Origin of the sequence: Marinobacter salexigens (assembly GCF_018860765.1) — a bacterium.
Lineage (GTDB): Bacteria > Pseudomonadota > Gammaproteobacteria > Pseudomonadales > Oleiphilaceae > Marinobacter > Marinobacter salexigens_A.
The window spans coordinates 456,137-476,662 of sequence record NZ_JAHKPV010000001.1; the positions used below are offsets into that span (position 1 = coordinate 456,137).

The 20,526-nt window shown below is 53.7% G+C and carries 17 protein-coding genes and 1 riboswitch; of the genes, 4 read left to right on the forward strand and 13 right to left on the reverse strand.

What is annotated here, in order from left to right; genetic code table 11:
• Window positions 1-58 precede the first annotated feature (58 nt).
• The 6 genes from KO508_RS02120 to KO508_RS02145 form a co-directional block, all read right to left on the reverse strand.
• Window positions 59-1,612 (reverse strand): methyl-accepting chemotaxis protein, encoded by a 1,554-nt coding sequence (locus KO508_RS02120; protein ID WP_216006685.1) that lies wholly within the window; start codon window positions 1,610-1,612, stop codon window positions 59-61.
• Between the two features lie 282 nt (window positions 1,613-1,894).
• The gene (locus KO508_RS02125) at window positions 1,895-2,167 is read right to left on the reverse strand and encodes a formate dehydrogenase subunit delta (protein WP_216006686.1); all 273 of its coding nucleotides are present in this window, start codon (window positions 2,165-2,167) and stop codon (window positions 1,895-1,897) included.
• Window positions 2,164-3,039, reverse strand: a complete 876-nt coding sequence (gene fdhD / locus KO508_RS02130; protein ID WP_216006687.1) for a formate dehydrogenase accessory sulfurtransferase FdhD — start codon at window positions 3,037-3,039, stop codon at window positions 2,164-2,166. Before fdhD ends, KO508_RS02125 begins: the two co-directional genes overlap by 4 nt.
• Window positions 3,020-5,941: a formate dehydrogenase subunit alpha gene (gene fdhF, locus KO508_RS02135; protein WP_216006688.1), complete on the reverse strand. Its 2,922-nt coding sequence runs from the start codon at window positions 5,939-5,941 to the stop codon at window positions 3,020-3,022. The genes fdhD and fdhF overlap by 20 nt, the downstream gene beginning before the upstream one ends.
• A 1-nt stretch (window position 5,942) precedes the next feature.
• Window positions 5,943-7,502, reverse strand: coding sequence for a formate dehydrogenase beta subunit (locus tag KO508_RS02140; protein WP_216006689.1), 1,560 nt, complete (start codon window positions 7,500-7,502; stop codon window positions 5,943-5,945).
• 19 nt (window positions 7,503-7,521) lie between these two features.
• On the reverse strand, window positions 7,522-8,058 hold the full coding sequence (locus KO508_RS02145) for a formate dehydrogenase subunit gamma (RefSeq protein WP_216006690.1): 537 nt from the start codon (window positions 8,056-8,058) through the stop codon (window positions 7,522-7,524).
• 93 nt (window positions 8,059-8,151) lie between these two features.
• On the opposite strand from KO508_RS02145, the gene KO508_RS02150 reads away from it, so the two are divergent.
• Window positions 8,152-9,228 (forward strand): substrate-binding domain-containing protein, encoded by a 1,077-nt coding sequence (locus KO508_RS02150; protein ID WP_216006691.1) that lies wholly within the window; start codon window positions 8,152-8,154, stop codon window positions 9,226-9,228.
• A 7-nt stretch (window positions 9,229-9,235) separates the two neighbouring features.
• On the opposite strand, the gene KO508_RS02155 is transcribed toward KO508_RS02150, so the two are convergent.
• Entirely contained in the window at window positions 9,236-10,900 is a 1,665-nt protein-coding gene (locus KO508_RS02155) for an OFA family MFS transporter (protein WP_216006692.1), read from the reverse strand.
• Between the two features lie 505 nt (window positions 10,901-11,405).
• Here KO508_RS02155 and KO508_RS02160 point away from each other — a divergent pair.
• The 3 genes from KO508_RS02160 to KO508_RS02170 all read left to right on the forward strand — a co-directional run bounded on the left by KO508_RS02160 (window position 11,406) and on the right by KO508_RS02170 (window position 14,284).
• A complete protein-coding gene (locus KO508_RS02160; RefSeq protein WP_216006693.1) occupies window positions 11,406-13,130 on the forward strand; it encodes a potassium/proton antiporter in 1,725 nt (574 codons plus the stop codon).
• A 108-nt stretch (window positions 13,131-13,238) separates the two neighbouring features.
• Complete coding sequence (locus tag KO508_RS02165) at window positions 13,239-13,799, forward strand: L,D-transpeptidase family protein (protein ID WP_216006694.1); 561 nt, start codon at window positions 13,239-13,241, stop codon at window positions 13,797-13,799.
• A gap of 203 nt (window positions 13,800-14,002) precedes the next feature.
• On the forward strand, window positions 14,003-14,284 hold the full coding sequence (locus KO508_RS02170; RefSeq protein ID WP_200363547.1) for an Lpp/OprI family alanine-zipper lipoprotein: 282 nt from the start codon (window positions 14,003-14,005) through the stop codon (window positions 14,282-14,284).
• A 103-nt stretch (window positions 14,285-14,387) separates the two neighbouring features.
• Here KO508_RS02170 and KO508_RS02175 read toward each other — a convergent pair whose 3' ends face one another.
• From KO508_RS02175 to KO508_RS02200, 6 genes are all read right to left on the reverse strand, one after another.
• The gene (locus KO508_RS02175) at window positions 14,388-15,140 is read right to left on the reverse strand and encodes an SDR family oxidoreductase (protein WP_216006695.1); all 753 of its coding nucleotides are present in this window, start codon (window positions 15,138-15,140) and stop codon (window positions 14,388-14,390) included.
• Window positions 15,141-15,186: 46 nt separating this feature from the next.
• Window positions 15,187-16,233: a L,D-transpeptidase family protein gene (locus KO508_RS02180; protein WP_216006696.1), complete on the reverse strand. Its 1,047-nt coding sequence runs from the start codon at window positions 16,231-16,233 to the stop codon at window positions 15,187-15,189.
• 53 nt (window positions 16,234-16,286) lie between these two features.
• A complete protein-coding gene (locus tag KO508_RS02185) occupies window positions 16,287-16,856 on the reverse strand; it encodes a TMEM165/GDT1 family protein (RefSeq protein WP_216006697.1) in 570 nt (189 codons plus the stop codon).
• Window position 16,857: 1 nt separating this feature from the next.
• A riboswitch (yybP-ykoY riboswitch) is annotated at window positions 16,858-17,044 on the reverse strand.
• A gap of 38 nt (window positions 17,045-17,082) precedes the next feature.
• Complete coding sequence (locus KO508_RS02190) at window positions 17,083-18,477, reverse strand: DHA2 family efflux MFS transporter permease subunit (RefSeq protein WP_216006698.1); 1,395 nt, start codon at window positions 18,475-18,477, stop codon at window positions 17,083-17,085.
• Window positions 18,478-18,481: 4 nt separating this feature from the next.
• Complete coding sequence (locus KO508_RS02195) at window positions 18,482-18,907, reverse strand: MarR family transcriptional regulator (RefSeq protein ID WP_216006699.1); 426 nt, start codon at window positions 18,905-18,907, stop codon at window positions 18,482-18,484.
• Between the two features lie 172 nt (window positions 18,908-19,079).
• Entirely contained in the window at window positions 19,080-20,366 is a 1,287-nt protein-coding gene (locus KO508_RS02200) for an MFS transporter (RefSeq protein WP_216006700.1), read from the reverse strand.
• Between the last annotated feature and the right edge of the window lie 160 nt (window positions 20,367-20,526).

Genomic DNA, 20,526 nt, shown 5'->3' on the forward strand with positions numbered 1-20,526 from the left:
TTTATGTGAATAATAAGCAAGCCCTTCATAAATACATATCTTTCACGTATCGCAAAGCCTATTTAAACCGCACCACCAACTCATGCAACTGCCCGGCAATATTTTCCATCTGCTGAACCCGGTCGATGGCCAACTCCCCTTTATGCAGGCTATCGGAGCCCAAGCTGGAGATGTGTTCAACCTGCTCGTTAATTTGGTCAAACACCTGAGCTTGCTCTTCTACAGCTGCTGCCATCTGGATCGACATTTCTGCGATGGTACCAACCGACTCGGCTATTTGCCCAAGCGTGGTTTCGGCTTCCAACATGTGGGCAAGCCCGCTATCAGCCGACCTTTTACCTTCATCAGTCGCGCGCACAGAGGTGGAGGTTCTCGAGAGTAAGGCTTCGATGATTCCGTGGATCTCCTGCGTTGAATCCTGAGTTCGTTTAGCAAGCCCTCGCACTTCATCCGCCACAACGGCAAACCCGCGTCCGTGCTCACCCGCCCGAGCTGCTTCAATGGCCGCATTCAAGGCGAGTAAGTTGGTTTGCTCCGCGATCTCTTCAATGATTTTGGCAACGCTTGCGATTCTCTGGGTTTCTGTCGCCAGCTCGCCAACTGATTCACTGATGCTGTGTACGGTGGTTTGTAGGCCCTCAATGACCTCACGGGTTGTGCCGATGACACTCGCCCCTCGATCCGCCAACGAGCGGGATTCCTCTGCTTTTTGGGCAGTGTTCTGGACATTGGAAGACACTTCGGTGATGGTCTGGGACACCTCATGCACAGAGGCCGCCACATTACTGATTTCCGCTTGCTGTTTTCTGAGGGCTTCATGGGACTCATGGGTTACTTCAAGCCCTTGCACGGCGCCGCTTTTTACTTCTCCGGCGGAGTCTTCCAGACGTGTGAGCACAGCGTCCAGATGAGCTTTCTGGGCCATTATTGCGACTTTCATACGCCCAGTTTCAAGATCATCATCGGTATAGCTGTGCGCAGCGAGGTCGTCCGTAAAGCTTTTTTCGAGAAGCCGCATCGCTGAGTCTATCAACCGGCGCTGTGAGCGCCGCGTCCAGAGGATATAAGTAACCACACCAAACAAAAGTACAGATTCCGATAACAACGCTTGGCCGGTAAAAAATGTGAGCGCTGCAATAACCAGCATAGTCGCCAGAAACAGAGATTCCGGCGAAAACCTTTTCAAAAACGACTTGTGTGACCTGCCTTGTCGAATGTCGGCGTACTGTTTTTCTGCTCGTTTTATATCCGCTCTGGAGGGGCAGGAGCGAACCGACTCATACCCAATAACCGAACCGTTTTCAGTAATAGGGGTTATGTAGGCACTAACCCAGTAATAGTCACCGTTCTTGCGCCGGTTTTTAACCATACCCATCCAGGAAGTGCCTGTTTTCAGGTGCGACCACATATTTTCATAGGCATCTGAAGGCATATCGGGATGGCGAACAATGTTGTGTGGCTGGCCAATGAGTTCTTCCCGCGTAAACCCGCTGACTTCCACAAACGCTTGATTGCAGTGGCGAATTTTACCTCTTAAATCTGTCGACGATATGAGCTTTTGCGACTCAGAAAACGTGTACTCAGTGTCTGTAACCGGTAAGTTTTTTCTCATACCATTCGCCTCTTGCCAACCAACGTCCTATGTCTAGATTGGTACAAGATTATGGGCATGTAAAACCGGTTCTTTCCCGCCTGCGTCGTCGCCATACCTGGCGCTCACTTCTTTGAAATGATCAAGGGCCAGAAAACAGCCATTCCGCTTTGACATGTCAGCGTGTCGATTTTGCTCTGATAATCTTTGATTTTCGGCAAAACCCCGAAATAAAAACGCAACGCCTTCATCGCCCGTTTCATCATTTTGCGGCGGAAAGTGTCTTCCTTGCTACGGCAGGTTTTACCTGTCTTCATCGCATTGAGGATGGGGCAGGCTTTCCTTACTGTCTGCTGCGCCTGCCAGTTTGCCAATCGTCATACGAGACAAGCCTGACAACGCTTCCGGGTTCTCGTTGGCGCATTCAATCACTTGCTGTTTCATGCTGCGGGCCCAGAATTTGTGCAGGTGGTCGGCTGCCACATCTGTCACCTTGTCGTCATCGCCGTGATGCCGGTTGTTGGCTATGATTTGGTCGAGCATTTTAATAAGATTGTTCACCTGCTGATCAATCACAACTGTCTCTCCTGAGCCTTTGTATCGCCACGGGCATAGATTACGTGGCGGCCGGGACGGGCAAAGCCGATTAAATTCATGCCGCTTTTTTCGGCCTCGCGAATCGCCAGAGCAGTCGGGGCAGACACTGCCACCAGACTGCCTATGCCCGCGCTGGCACTTTTCTGCACCATTTCAAAACTTGCACGGCTAGAGATCAGGGCAAAGCCTTCATTGAAGGCTTGGTCGCCATGCTGTCGTAGCCGGGCCCCAATCAGTTTATCCAGTGCGTTATGCCTTCCTACATCCTCCCGGGCGAGCACTATGCGGCCCTGTAAATCGCACCAGGCTGCGCCGTGGGTGGCACCGGTTTGCAGTTGTAACGGCTGGTGTTTTTTCAAATTGCTCAGCGCATCCTGCACCGCTTTGTCGCCGGGGAGTGGCTCTGGAGCGACTTGCTCTAGGGTTCGCACTACATGGGCCAATAATTCAGTACCACAGAGCCCGCAACCGGTTCGGCCTGTCATGTTGCGGCGCTGCTCCCGCAAGCGAGCATAGCAATCGCCGGCAATGTGCATTTGCACTTCTATGCCGTCTTCACCCGGTTTTATCTCGACACTGAAGAGTTGGTCCGGCCGCTGCAAAATACCTTCGCTCAGGCTGAAGCCTAGGGCAAAATCTTCGAGATCGCAGGGAGACGCCATCATCACGGCATGGGACACGCCGTTGTAGACCATGGCCACAGGTACTTCTTCCGCAACCAAATCGTGGGAACGCGCGCCCTCGATACCACCGCGCACATTTACCCAGGCCTCGCACACTGCAGGCGGCGAGATTTCGGTAGGTGAATCCGCCACGGCTATCGGCTTGTGATTATTTAAGAGTATTTGCATGGCGGCTTTCCTGCTGTCCCATGGCCGGTTTCAGCAGAGCCTGCTGGCGCTTGTCGAAATCTACAAAATCACGCTGCCAATCCGATGGCTGGGACACTTTTTCTACCTGAACGGCGGTTACCTTGTATTCCGGGCAGTTGGTGGCCCAGTCGGAATTATCGGTGGTGACCACGTTGGCACCGCTGCCCGGATGGTGGAAAGTGGTATACACCACGCCTGGCAGCATGCGGGTGCTCAATTTTGCCCTTAGTACGGTGTGGCCTACACGGCTGCTGATGCCGAGCCAGTCGCCGTCGCTGACGCCGCGCAGCTCTGCGTCGCTTGGATGCAGCTCTAGCACATCTTCCTCGTGCCAATCACTGTTGTTGGTGCGACGGGTTTGGGCGCCGACATTGTACTGAGATAAAATTCGCCCTGTGGTCAACAGCAGAGGGAAGCGACGGCTGGCTCGCTCTTCGGTGGCCAAATATTCGGTTACAGCAAATCGGCCCTTGCCAATGGGGAACTCCACCTCATGCATGGTGGGTGTGCCCTGAGGGTTATCGTCGTTACACGGCCACTGAATACTGCCCAGTTGTTCCAGCTTGTCGTAATCTACACCGGTAAACGTGGGCGTAAGTGAGGCGATTTCATCCATAATTTCAGAGGGATGGTTGTAGTTCATGGGATAGCCAAGAGCATTGGACAGGGCCATGGTTACTTGCCAATCCTCCATTCCTGCAATGGGCTCCATCACTTTGCGCACGCGGTTAATACGACGCTCAGCGTTGGTGAACGTGCCGTTCTTTTCCAGAAAAGTGGAACCGGGCAACAGCACATGGGCGTACTTGGCAGTTTCGTTAAGGAAAATGTCCTGCACAATAAGGCAATCCAGTGATTTAAGAGCCGCCTCTACGTGCTGGGTGTTGGGATCCGACTGGGCAATGTCCTCGCCCTGCACATACATCGCCTTGAAGGTGCCAGCGATAGCCGCATCAAACATATTGGGTATGCGCAGGCCGGGCTCGTCGTCAATCGGCACGCCCCACACAGACTGGAAGCGCTCGCGCACTTTCGGGTCATTAACATGCTGGTAACCGGGTAGCTCGTGCGGGAAGGAGCCCATGTCGCAAGAGCCCTGCACGTTATTCTGGCCCCGCAGCGGGTTAACGCCGCCGCCTTCTTTGCCGATGTTACCAGTAGCCAATGCCAGATTGGCAATGCCCATCACCATAGTGGAGCCTTGACTGTGCTCGGTTACGCCTAAGCCGTAGTAAATAGCGCCATTGCCTGCGCCGGCGTATACCCGGGCGGCTTCACGCACTTTAGAGGCAGACACGCCAGTCACTTCTTCCATGGCTTCAGGGGAATTACGCTCTTCAGCAATGAATGTGCGCCAGATGTTGTAGGCGCCTGTGTCGCAGCGGCTGTTGATAAAGTTCTGATCTTCCAGCCCTTCGGTCACGATTACGTGGGCCAGCGCATTCACAATGGCCACGTTGGTACCAGGGCGCAGAGGCAGGTGAATGCCTTCACCACCATGTGGCGTGTTTAGCACGTCAATACGGCGGGGATCAATCACGATCAGCTTGGCACCCTGACGCAGACGCTTGCGCATCAACGAGCCAAATACCGGGTGGGCATCGGTTGGGTTGGCGCCGATCACCATGATGGTGTCGGCCTTCATCACCGAATCGAAGGTTTGCGTACCGGCGGATTCACCCAGTGTAGTTTTCAGGCCATATCCGGTGGGGGAATGGCATACCCGAGCGCAGGTATCGGTGTTGTTATTGCCGAAAGCTGCGCGTACCAGTTTTTGCACCAGATAGGTTTCTTCGTTGGTGCAGCGTGAGGACGTAATACCGCCGATGCTTTCACGGCCATATTTAGCCTGAATGCCCTTGAGCTTTTTGGCAGAGAACGCCAGCGCCTCGTCCCAGGACACCACTTTCCAGGGGTCGTTGATGGAATCGCGGATCATCGGCTCTTTTATGCGGTCGTCGTGGGTGGCATAACCGAAGGCAAAGCGGCCTTTCACACAGGAGTGGCCATGATTAGCCTCACCGCCCTTGTAGGGCACCATGCGTATCAGTTGATCGCCCTTCATTTCGGCTTTAAATGAGCAACCGACACCACAGTAAGCGCAGGTGGTAACCACGCTGTGTTCTGGTTGACCAGCGTCGATCACGCTCTTTTCCATTAGCGTAGAAGTAGGGCAAGCCTGTACACAGGCGCCACAAGACACACACTCAGAATCCATGAACGGGTCGTTCTGGCTGGCAGCGACTTTGGAATCAAACCCCCGGCCTTCGATGGTCAGCGCAAAGGTGCCCTGCACTTCCTCGCAGGCCCGCACGCAGCGAGAGCAGACAATGCATTTGCTGGGATCGAAGCTGAAATACGGGTTGGAATCGTCTATTTCCGCATCCAGATGGTTTTCGCCTTCAAATCCGTAACGCACTTCCCGCAGGCCGACGGCACCGGCCACATCCTGCAGTTCGCAGTTACCGTTGGCCGGACAGGTCAGGCAGTCCAGCGGGTGGTCGGAGATGTACAACTCCATGATGTTGCGACGCATCTTGGCCAACTTACCGGTTTGGGTAGTCACTTCCATGCCCTCTGCCACCGGTGTGGTGCAGGATGCCGGGTAGCCACGACGGCCTTCGATTTCGACCGCGCACAAGCGACAAGAACCAAAGGCTTCCAGATTATCAGAGGCGCAGAGCTTGGGAATGTTAATGCCCGCCAGCGCGGAAGCACGCAATACAGAGGTACCCTCTGGCACAGTAATGGCTCTACCATCCACAGAAATGGACACGAGAGTTTCGGACACACTCGCTGGCGTACCGTAATCAAAATCCGGATTCAGGCCGCTTTTGCTAGGCTCGTAGCTTTGGATGCTCGGATCATAATAATGCAACATGTCATGCCTCCACTGGGCGCGGGCTGGCCATCAGGTCTTCGGGGAAATGCTTCATCACACTCTGTACCGGGAATGGGGTCATGCCGCCCATGGCGCAGAGGGAGCCGTCCACCATGGTTTCACACAGATCTTCCAGCAATTCCAGATTACTGTCCCGGTTTTCGCCAGCTCGGATTCGATCAATCACTTCCACGCCGCGCACTGAACCAATCCGGCAAGGTGTGCATTTACCGCAGGATTCCACAGCGCAGAACTCCATGGCAAAGCGGGCCTGCTCGCCCATATCCACTGTGTCGTCAAACACCACCACACCGCCATGGCCGATGCCCGCGCCCAGTTTGGCGAAGGCTTCGTAATCCATGGGGGTGTCCCATTGCTCTTCCGGCATGTAGGCCATCAATGGGCCGCCAACCTGAACGGCTTTGATGGGCCGGCCGGTAAAGGTGCCATCGCCAAAGTCTTCCAGCACTTTGCGCAGGGTTACGCCGAAGGCCAACTCAATCAGGCCGCCCTGTTTGATATTACCTGCCAGCTGGATAGGCAAGGTGCCCAATGAACGGCCCATGCCGTAATCGGCGTAGGCTTTGCCCCCGTGGGCCATGATGTATGGCACGGCAGACAGGGACAGCACGTTGTTCACTACGGTTGGCTGGCCAAACAGGCCTTTGATAGCAGGCAAAGGTGGTTTGGAGCGCACCAGCCCGCGCTTGCCTTCCAGACTTTCCAGCAGTGAGGTTTCTTCACCGCAAATATAAGCGCCAGCGCCTAAACGTACTTCCAAACGGAACGAGCGGCCATTGCCGCAAACGTTATCGCCCAGATAGCCGTGGGCTTCCGCCCTGCGAATAGCTTCATCCAGCATTTTTTTGGACAGCAGGTATTCCGAACGAACATATATGAAGCCCAAAGTCGCGCCCACCGCCAAGCCAGCAATCACCATGCCTTCAATCAGCATGTAGGGGTCACACTCCATCACCAGACGATCAGCAAAGGTGCCGGAATCACCTTCATCGGCGTTGCACACCACGTATTTTTGCTGTTTGTGTGGTTCATCCAGCACAGTTTGCCATTTGATGCCTGCGGGAAAGGCAGCCCCGCCACGGCCGCGCAGCCCAGAGGTTTTTACTTCATCAACAATGCGTTGGGGCGTCAGTGCTGCGGCTTTTTTCAGTCCCGCAAAACCGCCGTGGGCAATATAATCTTCAATGCAAACCGGGTCGGTAATACCGATGCGGGCAAATGTAAGGCGTTGCTGGCGCTGCAAATAGGCGTGCTGTTCAATATCGCCCAGATACAGCGGATGCTCGGAGCTGCCCTCAAACAAACCAGCAACCACCAGTTCTTCCACCTGATGGGGCGCTACCGGGCCATAGGCCACACGGCCATAGGGAGTTTGCACTTCTACCAGCGGTTCCAGCCAGAACAGGCCGCGGGAGCCGTTGCGAACCAGATGAATATCCAGACCTTGCAGCTCAGCAAGGTTCTGTAGCTGTTTCGCCACGCGGTCGGCCCCTAAAGACAGGGCTGTGGTATCGCAGGGCACGTAAATTGTTGTTGTCATGGTGTTTTGGTTCCTACCTTTATTTTAGCTGCAGAACAGAGGTTGTCAGGCTGTCCGCCAGCTGATCAAAGGTTTGCGGGGTAACCCGACCAATGGTTTCATTGTTCACGCGAATAGAGGGGCCGCAGGCACAGTTACCCAGACAATAAACCGGCTCCAGAGTGAACTCGTTATCGGCAGTGGTTTGGTGGTAGCCCACACCCAACTTTTCCTGCACATGGCGCTCTAGCGCACGGCCACCCCTAGCCTGGCAGGCTTCGGCACGGCATATTTCAAGCACGTTGCTGCCCGCCGAACGGGTGCGGAAATGATGGTAAAAGCTGATGACCCCATGCACATCAGCACGGGTCTGTTGCAGCATGTCCGCAATAATGGGCACGGCGCCTTCCGGAACATAGCCAATACGGTTTTGTATAGCATGCAGAATAGGTAACAGCGCACCGGGTTCGTGTTGCAGGGCAGCCACCTCTTCACGGATCGCCTCTGGGCGCCATTCACTGCCATCGGGAGGAATTACCCCCGCTTCATTCGGGTTGGCTCTCTCTGAAATATGCATAATTGTTCTTACCTATTTTTATTCTGATACAGTACCAAGCTTGTTATAACGCCAAATTAGCATTCCAGACACTATCACGGAATATGAACGCATATGCATAACAAAAAACTAAACATATCCCCCGCCTGGGTCTTTCGTACCGACACCAACGAATTTTTCGAGCCGGTGCTATTTCGCTTGTTGGAAAGCATTCGCGATACCGGCAAACTCACGATGGCCGCGACAGCCGCTGGCATTTCCTACCGGCACGCCTGGAACCTTCTCAACCGTGGCGGCGACACCCTAGGCTTGCCATTAGTAGTTATGCGCAAAGGCCACGGCAGCAAGCTATCAGCTCTGGGCGAACAACTGCTGTGGGCTGAGCATCGGGTAAAAGCCCGATTGGGGCCACAAATCGACAGCATGACTGCCGAACTGAACGACCAGATTCAACAACTGCTAGCCGGTGCCAAGCCCACCCTGCGACTACACGCCAGCCATGGCTACTCAGTGGCGCTGCTGCCGGAGTTATCCAAACAGATCAACGTGAACCTGCAATACCGCAACCCGGAAGAAGCTCTTTCTGCCCTCAACCGTGGTGAGTGCGATGCCGCCAGCTTTCACCTACCTACCTGCCCAGTGCTGGCTCAGCAGATCATTCATCATTACCAGCGGCATCTGGACAGCAACCATCACCGCCTGATTCGTTTTGTCACCCGGCGTGAAGGCCTGATGATGCGCAAAGGGGAGCACCCACACGTTCGCACCCTGCAGGATCTAAGTACCTCGGGGCTCAGCTTTATCAGCCGCGACTCCCACTCAGGCACCCGCATTCTTCTCAACCTGTTACTCAAACAACAGGGCTTGGCAGAAGACAGCATTAACCGCACCGCCCAGCAGGAGTTCACTCACACAGCCATAGCGGCCTTTGTGGCCTCTGGCATGGCAGAGGTTGGCTTTGGCGTGCAAGCGGCAGCCGAACAATTCAATTTGAACTTTATTGAAATGGCCAGCGAGCACTACATGCTGATTTTCCGTAAAGATCGTTTGCCTCACGAAACACTGGATCAGTTAACTGCGCTACTGAAATCCCCGGCACTGATTGATCGCATCAATCAGGTACCGGGTTACGCACCGGACAACCCCGGAGAAGTCACCACGTTTGACACGCTGACCGCCGGGGAGCCCTGAACACACATCAAAACAAGGCAGCGGCCTTGGCAATTGCGATGTAAAGCCCGACCATGAAGGGCACACCCACGGCCAACCAAGCCAACACACCGGTAAGCCCAAACGCCCCGCGCGCGGCAGTTTTCGCTTTTGAGGAAATACCGTTATCCCGCTGCAACATGCGCTCGCGGGCCAGCTCTTCATCGGTCATGTGCAGCGACGAGTCCACCGGGCGCACCAAAGCGTTGCAGATCAGTCCCAACACCAGTAGGCCAGCCATAATGTACAGCGTGCGGTCATATACCAGAGCTGGCTCAATACCCGCATCCAACTGGACTTCACGAATCAGCGCAATCACCACTGGGCCAACAAGGCCTGCAGCTGTCCAGGCGGTTAACAGGCGACCGTGGATGGCGCCTACCATTTGCGTACCAAAGATATCCGCCAAGTAAGCTGGCACTGTTGCGAAGCCGCCACCGTACATGCTCAAAATGATGCAGATGGAGATCACAAACATGCCAGCCATACCCATGTGGCCCCAAGTTGGCAGCAGGCAGTAAAGGGCAATACCTAACACAAAGAAGGTCAGATAGGTGTTCTTGCGACCCAGCTTGTCAGATAGCGAAGCCCAGAACAGGCGCCCAACACTATTGAATAAGCTAATAAGCCCCACCAAACCGGCAGCTGCCGCCACCACAGCGGCTTTCTGCGCCTCAGTAAGCGCTACAGCTGAGTCTTTAATACCCACAAGCGCCCCGCCAAAGACATCCTGCAACATCGGGCTGGCCATGGAGATAACGGCGATGCCTGCGGTTACATTTAGGAACAGCACACTCCAGATCAACCAGAACTGTTTGGTTTTCCAAGCCTTTTTCAGGTGAACATGACCGTGGGTAATCATCGCGTTGGCCTGCTGGCCCTTGGGTGGCTCCCAACCTTCCGGCTTCCAGCCATTCGGTGGTACCCGGAAACCCAGCGCACCAGCCATCATGACGAAAAAGTAGATAACGCCCATGACCACCAACGTCATAGCTACACCGGCTGCGCCGTCGGCAGATAAATAACTCATCAGCCATACTGCCAAAGGCGCACCCACCATGGCGCCACCGCCGTAGCCCATGATAGCAAAGCCGGTGGCCATACCACGGCGATCCGGGAACCACTTGATTAGCGTTGAAACCGGAGTGATATAGCCCAGCCCCTGACCGATACCACCAAGTACGCCACACCCGAGATAAAGTAACCAAAGTTGGTGGGTCATAACACCGACACCGCCCAGAATCATACCGCCACCCCAGCACAATGCCGCAATGGCTCCGGCTTTACGCGGGCCTGCGTGTTCCAGCCATGCACCCCAAAGCGCGGCCGAAATGCCGAGCATGGCAATGAATATTCCGAAGGTGTAGGTGACGTGGCTGACCGCCCAGTTACATGAGGTGGTCGTCAGCGCTTGAAAAAAACTGATATCTGCACAGGCGACCGGATCTGCGCCAGCCACAAGATTTGCCATAGGCAACCAAAATACCGAAAAGCCATAAGCCATCCCGATACACAGGTGTATTGCCAGCGCCGCGGTGGGTACCAGCCAGCGGTTAAAGTTAGGACCGGCAACGGTGTTTTCTCGATCGAAAAAGCCCGGCTTTGAGCGCGAGGTATCGCCACCATACAGGCGGTCTTCGGCTATCCCATCCATAAACAAACCCTTTTGTTTTTGTCATTTTGTTATTGGCGATAACGACATTTCGCTCTGTCACAGACCTATATATGCAATCATGTGCCTATATAAACTCTTAATAAACGCCGAATCGTCTGGCAATGATTTGATTGGTTGGGATGAAAAACATCAACTAGCTAAACGTATTATGAATATCTGTGCTTATATAGCGCACAAGCAACACACGCCTGCCCCAATGCCCAGAAATGGGCAAACCCGCTGAATCTTGGCACCCCTTCTTGGGAGGCCGTGTGTTCCGCGTGCCCTATTCGGTGGCGGGCTAGCGGTGGTACAGATTACGTGACAAGCTGGGAGTCTGATATCCTATCGCTGGTGCAAATGGAGGGGGTTGCCCGACGCAAACAGAACCAACTGTTGGGCCGCGCGGATGACGGCACCGAACCGGACTCGCCCAACAGCTTGATTACCTGCACAACGCCGACGCTTCCACTAGTTTTGTCGGGCACTCACATACGGAGTTCAAATGGATCCAATGCTCACTCTGGTCGGTGCTCTGATGCTTGTCATCAGCATCCTCTTGAGCCCGCTCTCCAGTCGAGTAGGCATGCCTGTACTGCTCATATTTCTGGCAGTAGGCATGATGATGGGCAAAGATGGTCCCGGCGGCATTGAATTCGACGACTTTCAACTCTCTTTTCTTGTGGCCAGTTTGGCGCTGGGCGTGATTTTGCTTGATGGCGGAATGCGTACCCGGGCAGAAACCTTCCGGGTAGGCCTTAAGCCAGCCATGCTGCTTGCGACAGTTGGCGTTGCCATTACCGCTCTGGGCTCTGCGCTTGTCGCCTGGCTGGTTTTCGATTTGAGCTGGATGACCGCATTATTGGTAGGTGCCATCATTTCATCCACCGATGCGGCGGCAGTATTTTCATTGCTGCAGGGTCGTGGGCTGCACCTAAATGAACGGGTTAGTGCCACTCTGGAAATTGAATCCGGCAGTAACGACCCCATGGCGATCTTCCTTACGCTGATGATGGTAACCCTAATTGCCAACGACGGTGATCATGCCATTCAAGACTCGCTGATTTTGCTGTTCAAACAGTTCAGCATTGGTGGTATTGGTGGTGTCGTTGGCGGCTATTTAATTTCGGAACTGACCAACCGCATTCGCCTTACGCCCTCGCTCTATCCTCTTCTGGTAGTGGCCGCAGGCATTCTTTTGTTCTCTGTTATTAACCTGTTCGGCGGCAGCGGATTCTTGGCTATATACCTCTGCGGTGTAGTGATCGGTAACCGCAAGGTCCGGATGATGCCGATGATTCTGCAGGTGCACGACGGCTTGGCATGGCTGGCTCAGCTATGCCTGTTCCTCATCCTTGGCTTATTGGTTAATCCGTCCGACCTACTGCCCCTTGCGGGAAGTGGTCTGGTTCTAGCGCTGGCCCTGATTTTCGTGATCCGGCCGATAACCGTTATGGCCACTATCTGGCCTTTCGGTTTTAACCGCAGGGAGCTGGGCTTTATCAGCTGGGTAGGCCTGCGCGGTGCCGTACCGATTGTACTGGCTCTGTTCCCAATTATAGCTGGTCTTCCGGAGGCGCAACTGGTGTTTCATGCCGCCTTTTTTATTGTGCTGGTTTCCTTACTGGTTCAAGGCACCACTATCACCCCGCTTGCGCGCTTGCTGCGCTTGGAAATTCCCGCAAACGGCGAGCCGTTTCGCCGATTGCCGCTGGATGCTCCCGCCGCTGGTGATCACGAACTGATGCTGTTCCCCCTACGGGGCGAGAACTGGGAGACACCAAGAGTGCTGGGCCAGCTGCGGTTTCCGGAAAACACAGCCGTTGCCGGGGTGTTCCGCAACCGGGTTTGTCTGCAGCCAGAGGCTGACTTGGAAGTGTCCAGTGGCGACATGGTGGCCATGTTTGCCACGCCCAGCGTAATGAAGGAACTGGGCAAATCGCTCAGCGGGCGCCACACGCCCAAATATTTGGCTGAAAGAGCCTTCTTCGGGGACTTCGTGCTCAATGGCGATGCGCTACTTGGCGATGTGGAACAAGTTTATGGCATCGAATTTGATGAACTGTCGCCGAATTTGTCTTTGGCCGAATGCTTTGCAAAACGCACCAAGGGCCACCCGGTGATTGGCGATACCGTTGTCCTAGGTCCGGTTACACTGGTCGCAAGGGCTACAGAAGCAGACCAAGTAACCAAGGTTGGCCTAAAAATGGATAAATCGCAAAATGTGTGACCAGCTCATCGGATAGCCATAAAAGTTAACAAAACCCCTTAACATCTAGCGCATCGGTTATGTTATAAACGGTTCTGCGCAAAGATTAATCATTGGTAAGTTAAGGTTATGGCTATTCCTCGTTTATTAACTCGCTGCTTTTTGGCTTTTTTTATAGCTTTGAGCCTTCCCGTCTACGGTTCTGAGTTGCTTGCCAGAGCGGATACCCGCATGCCGGTCATCGAGGAATCTCCCGCCGACTCCTTGGTGGTAAACCGGGTATTGGTTAAAAAAGGGCAACGCCGACTTTATCTGATGAACGGTGAGGAAATCGTACGTAGCTATCGTATATCGCTTGGAGATAACCCTGAGGGACATAAACTCTATGAGGGCGACGAACGCACGCCTGAAGGCGACTACACCCTTGACTGGCGCAATTCCAGTAGTGATTTTTACAAATCCATCCATATTTCCTACCCCAGTGCCTTAGATCGTGAGATGGCTGAAAACTGGGGTTTGGACCCTGGCGGCAGTATTATGATTCACGGTCTGCCCAATGGGGCAGGCGATATGGCGTTTGCCTATACAGGTTTGGATTGGACCAACGGTTGTATTGCCGTCAACAATCAGGAAATGGATGAAATCTGGCAACTGGTTAACGATGGCACCCCAATACGCATCATCCCCTGAGTACCTCCCCCATGACACAAGCATTAAGTTGTTGTCACAACCTAAGAAAATTTACGTATACTTAGTTAACATTTCCGCTCAGAGTGTTTTACACTGTTTCACGACTCCGGTAGTCAACGCCTATCGGGCCGAAGCTGACAGGAAGTCGTTTTAACTGACTTTCGGATTAACAGGAAATAACTCGACCAATAAGGGGATTTACAATGCGTAAACTGACGATCGCCGGAATCGCACTGGCTACCGCTCTAACTGCAGGCTGTGCAACTAGCGACCAGGGCGCTCTTGACGAAGCCAATGCAACTGCTAACTCTGCCGAGCAATCTGCAGACAAAGCAATGAACACCGCTAACAGTGCCGCCAGCGCCGCGCGTTCCGCGCAGCAAACTGCCGACCGTGCTCTGGCAGCAGCGAAAGCAGCTCAGAAGTCTGCTGACGAAGCAAACGAGCGCGCCAAGCGTATGCTCGACCGTGCCAGCAAGAAGTAAGATTTGAGCTGAAGCACTACGAAAAAAGGCCGGGAACCCCGGCCTTTTTTTATGACACTACCTTTTGAAGCACTCCCTCACTAGGGTGATTTCGAAGGACGTGTTAGAACACTTTAGCAAGCAGAGAAACCGGTAAGCGCCGGATTAGGAAACCGATGGGCGCCCAAGGCCAGATAGGAACAAAGCTCTCGCTTTTACCGGATTCAATGGCCTTCACCATGGCTTTACAACCGGTTTGTGCGTCCACAATGAAAGGTGCCTTCTTTACCTTCTCATTGATTGCCGTTTTGATGTAGCCCGGATACAGCGTTGTCACCTTGATGGGTGATTTCGCCTTTTTCAGCTCAATCCGCAAACCTTCTGAAAGCGCCGCTAGGCCCACCTTGGTGGCTGCGTAGGTGTTCACGTTACCCGGCATGCCACGAACAGCTGTGACTGACGACACGGTAACCAAATGCCCCCGGTTTTGCTCGCGAAAAATCTCCATAGCCGCCTCCATTTGCGCTAAGGCGGCAACGAAGTTGGTTTCTGCGGTTTGGCGGTTGGCGTTAAACGCACCTGTACCCAAAGGTTGACCCTTGCCAATACCAGCGTTAACAATCACCTTGTCAAGAGTGCCAAGTTCCTGCTGAAAGGCTCGGAAAACCTCGAAATTCTGTTCGTGGTTGTTCACATCGAGAGCACGAACACTGATGACAATCTGAGGGTATTTGACCGCCAGCTCATCACGTAAGGCTTCCAGCCGTTCGGTACGACGAGCACACAGCGCCAGATTATCACCTCTGGCCGCAAATTCACGGGCCATGCCCTCACCAAGCCCGGAACTGGCTCCGGTGATCAGTATGGTGCGCTTCATGGATTCTCCTGTTTTATTATTGTCTAGAAATAGGGCGGCCGCAGTATCAGAAATACAATTGCTGTTCCGGTTCTTCCGATGGAGGACGTTGTTTATCGTTTGGTGTTTTATCCGATGCCAGCCGTGAAACTTGCTCGCCAACCATAGCCGGGATCCCGTTCGCTTGATCTACAGCCAGCTCAATCGCCTTGCGTTGCACCTCTACACCCGGATATTTCTGGCGGAAGGCTTCTACTTCCAGAGTTACTTCACCCCAGAGGCGATCCCTATCCTGTTGACTGTAATCTTCGTGGGGGCGGTGAACTTCAAGCCAAACCTCGCCCTCGGAAAGGCCCATCTTTACAGGGTCGTTCACAATTTGAACCGAAGTACCCTTAGCAACCTGATAGACAAAACGGGATATGTCTTCGTTGTACATGCGGAAACAGCCATGGCTAACCGGCATACCAACACCAAACCGCTTGTTCGTACCATGAATTAAATACCCCTTCTCACTCAGCAAAAGAGCATGGGTACCCAATGGGTTATCAGGGCCGGGCGGGATCATTCGCGGCAAAAAATCGCCAGAAGCTTCATATTCAGCGCGGATACTTTGGGGCGGGTACCACGCAGGCGATTCAAGCGGCATAGTGACCTTTGCATCAGTCAAAGGGGACGGATTTTCAGACGTGCCGACACCAACTGGGTAAACCTGCACACCGTTTTCAGAAAAGTAGTAAAGCCGGTACTCCGCCAGATTAATCACAATGCCCTCTCGGCGGGCTTCAGGAATAACGTACTGCTGCGGCAGAGTGATCGTGGTGCCCTCTCCGGGCAGCCAGGGATCAACACCCGGGTTGGCTTTCACGAGTTCAAGATAGCCCATCGCAAGCTGGCTACCCACTTCGGCAAAGGTATCTTCGTATTGGGTGGTAAACGCTCCCAAACGACCCGCCAAATCACCGTTGATTTTAAAGGTGGCGACTCGCGGGCTACGATCCGTTGCTGCTTCTACCGCAGTTTCTTCAGGTGTGCTGCTGGGCTTTGCGGCCCACACAGACTGCAAGGCCAATGTTCCGATTAACAGCAATGCCAAAGTTGTTTTAAAAACCATAAATCCTATTCCACATAAGCCTGCTTCTTTGCGTGCAGTGACAGCGGCCCATCTCAGGAGTTCCAGACGACCGACGAGAGAGTCACAACAGCCATCACCGCGAACAAAATGCTTGCACAAACCCGAGCGGTTGCCAGTGGCAAACGCTCCATTAACCAGTGCCCCGCCATGATAACCGGTATATTGGCCAGCAACATACCCACTGTTGTACCGATGATAACCCAGATCGTGTCGGTAAAACGGGCCGCTAGTACAACTGTAGCAATCTGCGTTTTATCGCCAATCTCCGCCAAAAAGAACATAACGGTCGTTGCCATAAAGGCACCCATTCCCAAAAACCGAGAGTCATCGCTGTCATCTTTGTCTGGCACAAGCAACCACAAAGCGATCAACACAAAGCTCACAGCTAGAATCCAAGGTAACCAGTCTGCAGGAATCCAGACCGCCACCCAGGCTCCCAGCCAAGCCGAGAGCGCATGGTTCAAGATGGTCGCAACAAGTATGCCCAAAACAATGGGAAGGCGCTGGGTGTAGCGAGCAACAAGAAAAAGCGAGAGTAGCTGGGTTTTGTCGCCAATTTCCGCAATGGCAACGGCTACTGTTGAGATGAGAAAAGCGTCCATGGATTTTTCCGGGGCGGATAATCAGACATGAGACAGCCCACCTTCCGCCCTTGGAGGTGAAACTGCCTCAGGTCTTGCCAATTTCACTTAAGCCAAGTGAAACACGGTAGCCATGGGGATGGGCCCCAAGTATGTTGACTACCGTCCGATCCGTAACCGGATGCGGAGGCTACTCCCCTGAAGAGTTGGACCATATTAGTTAATCATAACGGGCAAGGCAAACACGCTAAGCCCGCATGCGCCAAACCGGCAGTGCCGCAACAGCAACAAATAGGGCAACCAACCACCAAGCGGAATGGAAGGCATTGATGGTGGGCACGCCGCCGCTATGCTCACCGAACTCAATGGTCAGGGCCACTATGTTCACCCCAAATGCTCCACCCAGCTGGCGCGTAAAGTTGATGGTACTTGAGCCCGCGCCCAGCTCTTCGGGCTCAAGCGGATTCAAGGCGCCGATCGACAAAGATGGCAACATAAACCCTATGCCTATGCGACCGAACACTGTCCAGAGCATAAGCCAGCCGAAAGCCAAGGTAAGATTCGATAACGCAAATAGAGTCGCTGATGAGGCAAACATAGCCATTCCGAAAATAACCAGTTTGCGTGCATCACCGCCACGATCGGCCAGCTTTCCTGCCAGTGGAAATGTCATGCCCAAAACAATACCCGCGGGCAGCATCAGCAGACCCGCTTGAGTTGCTGTGTAGCCCAAAGCCGTCTGAACGTACAAGGGTATTAAGTAAGTGGAACCGAACAGGGCCAACCCGAGCGCCATAGCTCCCAGATTGGCGTACAAAAAGCTTGGCTTGCGCAGGAGAGTAACATTCACCAAAGGGTGCTTTATGCGCTTTTCGCGCAATACGAACATAACCAAAAGCACCAGTGCCAGCATTCCTTCAATGGCAACCCGAGCTTCCTGACCCTCAAGATTCTGTAAACGGTTCAGGGCATCCAGGGAAAGCCCGACAGTGGCTCCAAGCAACACCAGACCGGGCAGATCGAATCGGTAGGGCGCTGGCCGAGAAGCTGGCGTGGGCAAAAACCGAAGCGCCATAAACACCCCGATAAAGGTGACCGGCGCCGGTGCAAACATCACAAAGCGCCAATCCAGCTGGTCAACCAGAAAACCGCCTAGAACAGGCCCAAGCGCTGGAGCCAATACAACACCCATGCCATAGATGCCCATGGCTTGGCCGCGGCGGTTACGGGGGAAAATACGGAACACTAAATACATGCCCATGGGCTGCATAAGGCCAGCCATGGCACCTTGCCCAACACGGGCTGCAATTAACTGCTCTGGCGTGTTGGCAAAGCCGCCAATCACCGAAATCAGCGTGAAGACTGCCATGGCAACCGCCAGTGTCTTGCGCACGCCGAAGTGATCAAGCAACCATGAAGACGCCAACATGGTGGTTGTCATGGCCGCAATAAACCCGGTTGCCAACCAGTGCACCTGACCCTGACGGATACCAAACTCCACCATAATTTCGTGGAGCGCTACGTTCACCACGGTGGCACTCAATACGGTCGCAATGGTTCCCACCATTACCGTACAGACTGCTAACCACCGCCACTTCGCACCATAACGGGCCACCAGGCCCTCAACAGAATTATCACTCAAGTGACTATTTCTGCTTTTCAGCGTTATCCATGATTTTATGGAACACCTTGAGCGCAATTTCGATGTCAGCAAGGTTCACGCCATCGAGCATTTCGTCACGTAACGCATCAGCGCGGGCTGTAAGAACAGCCATAAAATCGCGGCCGGGATCAGTGAGGTGCAGCCGGCGCGCCCGGCGATCGTTTGGACAAGCCCGGCGTTCAATTAAGCCCTGCTGTTCAAGGCTATCGAGCAAGCGCACGAGTGTAGGGTTCTCAATGGCCATCAACCCGGCCAGCTCCCGCTGAGTTAGGCCTTCACCGCCTTCCCGCAGGTAGACCATTGTGGTCCAACGCGCTTGGGTGACACCCAAATCTTTCAGGCGTTCATCCAATAGTTTGCGCCAACGACGGGTTACTCGAGCGACGGCAAAAGGGAACTGATCTTTCATAACGACTACTCCGTTCCAGGGCCGGAATCGCGATCCGCGAGTCACACAGTACCGACCAAAAGGCTTACATTACAGGAAAGCTACCAATAGTAAGCTAACCATTGAAATAAAAACAGATGTTAAAGCAAAAACAGAATCGGGAAAAACCGAAAAGCGGGGCTGTAACCTGAAATCAGCCTGTCTGACGCAAGGCTTCCTCGTTCATCTCCTCAATCTCAGGAGACTCCTGAAACTCGGTATTTCGCGGATCGAGTTCAGTTAACACAGACGACGTTTCCGGCATTGCAGGCACATAATGCTCCTGATCTTCCACCGCCACGTCTTCTGTGTAGGTAATGCGCAGAGAAGTAATTGCAGCAAGAATCAGCAAAAACCCGGCGTTACCCAAAAACAAGCCTTTCGGACCCAGTAGATTGATCAGCTCTGCCATAACGATAGGGCCAATGACGCTGCCCACACCGTAACTGAGCAACAGCGTCGCACTGGCAGCCACAATGCGCGTGCTTTCCATACGGTCGTTGGTTATGGCGACAGAGATCGGATAAATCGTTGCCGAGAAGCCAGTGAAGGCGCCCACAAGAAGTGTGAGCAACCAAAGGTCGTCAGCGCCTGTAAAGCTAACGCCAACTGCGGCAAGGGCTGCAAAGAAAGCCACCCAGAACATTACACGGCGACGATCAAAGCGATCACACAATCGACCAAGTGGCCATGCAAGCAACATGGCTGCAACAATGGCGCTTGCCATGAATGAAGATGTTTTGGCGACATCCAACCCCATGAGCGTTGCATACACCGGCCCTAACGCATAAAAGCCTCCAATCAGCACGCCACAAATCAGAGCGCCAGCGACACCTGTGAACGATTCACGGGCCAGCGTGAAGAAAGAAATACGTTGAACCTGCTCGATAACCGGAGCTTCCATGCGGGTAAGCGATAAGGGAACAAGCGCCAGTGTCAGCAAAATAGCCGCTATGGAAAACGGCATGAAATTGGCCGGGTCGCCCACATTAATAATAAGCTGGCCGCCCGCCGCAGAGAGATAAAAAACAATTTGGTAAATGGCAAACAGTGCGCCGCGGTTGCTGTTGCTGGCACGGCTGGAGAACCAGCTTTCGATAACAACAAGCACGCCCGCAATCGTAAAGCCCGAAAGCACCCGCAGGAGCGCCCAGAACACCATCGATATAGCCATTGGGTACAACAATGACGTGACGGCTGCAATCGCTGCAAAGGCTGCGAAGGCTCGTATATGTCCCACACGTCCAATGATTTGATGTACGTATAGGGTGCCCAGAACAAAACCAATGGAATAACACACCAACACCCAACCGATAGTGTCGGGTGAAACCGATTCAATGCTCAGGCGGATACCCAGCAGCGTCATCAGAAACGCATTTCCGCTGACCAGCAAAACAATGCTCAAAAGAAGAGCAGAAAGCGAAGCGACCATTCGGGTCATGGCGGAAACTCCGGGAAATTTCTAGCTGGATATTACAACAGCACGCCGGGGCGGTGACTACTAAGCACTTCCCGTAGCCGCGAGGCGGCACCACCATGCATCAGGCCCCGCCACAACGCGGTTTCACAAAATTTTACATTAATGTGCCGTAACAGACCGA

Excerpts from the sequence above, each read along its gene's own strand:
- KO508_RS02160 (WP_216006693.1), top strand. The coding sequence starts at position 11,406 with ATGGATCCAATGCTCACTCTGGTCGGTGCTCTGATGCTTGTCATCAGC.
- KO508_RS02170 (WP_200363547.1), top strand. The coding sequence starts at position 14,003 with ATGCGTAAACTGACGATCGCCGGAATCGCACTGGCTACCGCTCTAACT.
- KO508_RS02185 (WP_216006697.1), bottom strand. The coding sequence starts at position 16,856 with ATGGACGCTTTTCTCATCTCAACAGTAGCCGTTGCCATTGCGGAAATT.
- fdhD (WP_216006687.1), bottom strand. The coding sequence starts at position 3,039 with ATGCAAATACTCTTAAATAATCACAAGCCGATAGCCGTGGCGGATTCA.
- KO508_RS02140 (WP_216006689.1), bottom strand. The coding sequence starts at position 7,502 with ATGACAACAACAATTTACGTGCCCTGCGATACCACAGCCCTGTCTTTA.
- fdhF (WP_216006688.1), bottom strand. The coding sequence starts at position 5,941 with ATGTTGCATTATTATGATCCGAGCATCCAAAGCTACGAGCCTAGCAAA.
- KO508_RS02165 (WP_216006694.1), top strand. The coding sequence starts at position 13,239 with ATGGCTATTCCTCGTTTATTAACTCGCTGCTTTTTGGCTTTTTTTATA.
- KO508_RS02155 (WP_216006692.1), bottom strand. The coding sequence starts at position 10,900 with ATGGATGGGATAGCCGAAGACCGCCTGTATGGTGGCGATACCTCGCGC.
- KO508_RS02180 (WP_216006696.1), bottom strand. The coding sequence starts at position 16,233 with ATGGTTTTTAAAACAACTTTGGCATTGCTGTTAATCGGAACATTGGCC.
- KO508_RS02145 (WP_216006690.1), bottom strand. The coding sequence starts at position 8,058 with ATGCATATTTCAGAGAGAGCCAACCCGAATGAAGCGGGGGTAATTCCT.
- KO508_RS02200 (WP_216006700.1), bottom strand. The coding sequence starts at position 20,366 with ATGACCCGAATGGTCGCTTCGCTTTCTGCTCTTCTTTTGAGCATTGTT.
- KO508_RS02120 (WP_216006685.1), bottom strand. The coding sequence starts at position 1,612 with ATGAGAAAAAACTTACCGGTTACAGACACTGAGTACACGTTTTCTGAG.
- KO508_RS02150 (WP_216006691.1), top strand. The coding sequence starts at position 8,152 with ATGCATAACAAAAAACTAAACATATCCCCCGCCTGGGTCTTTCGTACC.
- KO508_RS02195 (WP_216006699.1), bottom strand. The coding sequence starts at position 18,907 with ATGAAAGATCAGTTCCCTTTTGCCGTCGCTCGAGTAACCCGTCGTTGG.
- KO508_RS02175 (WP_216006695.1), bottom strand. The coding sequence starts at position 15,140 with ATGAAGCGCACCATACTGATCACCGGAGCCAGTTCCGGGCTTGGTGAG.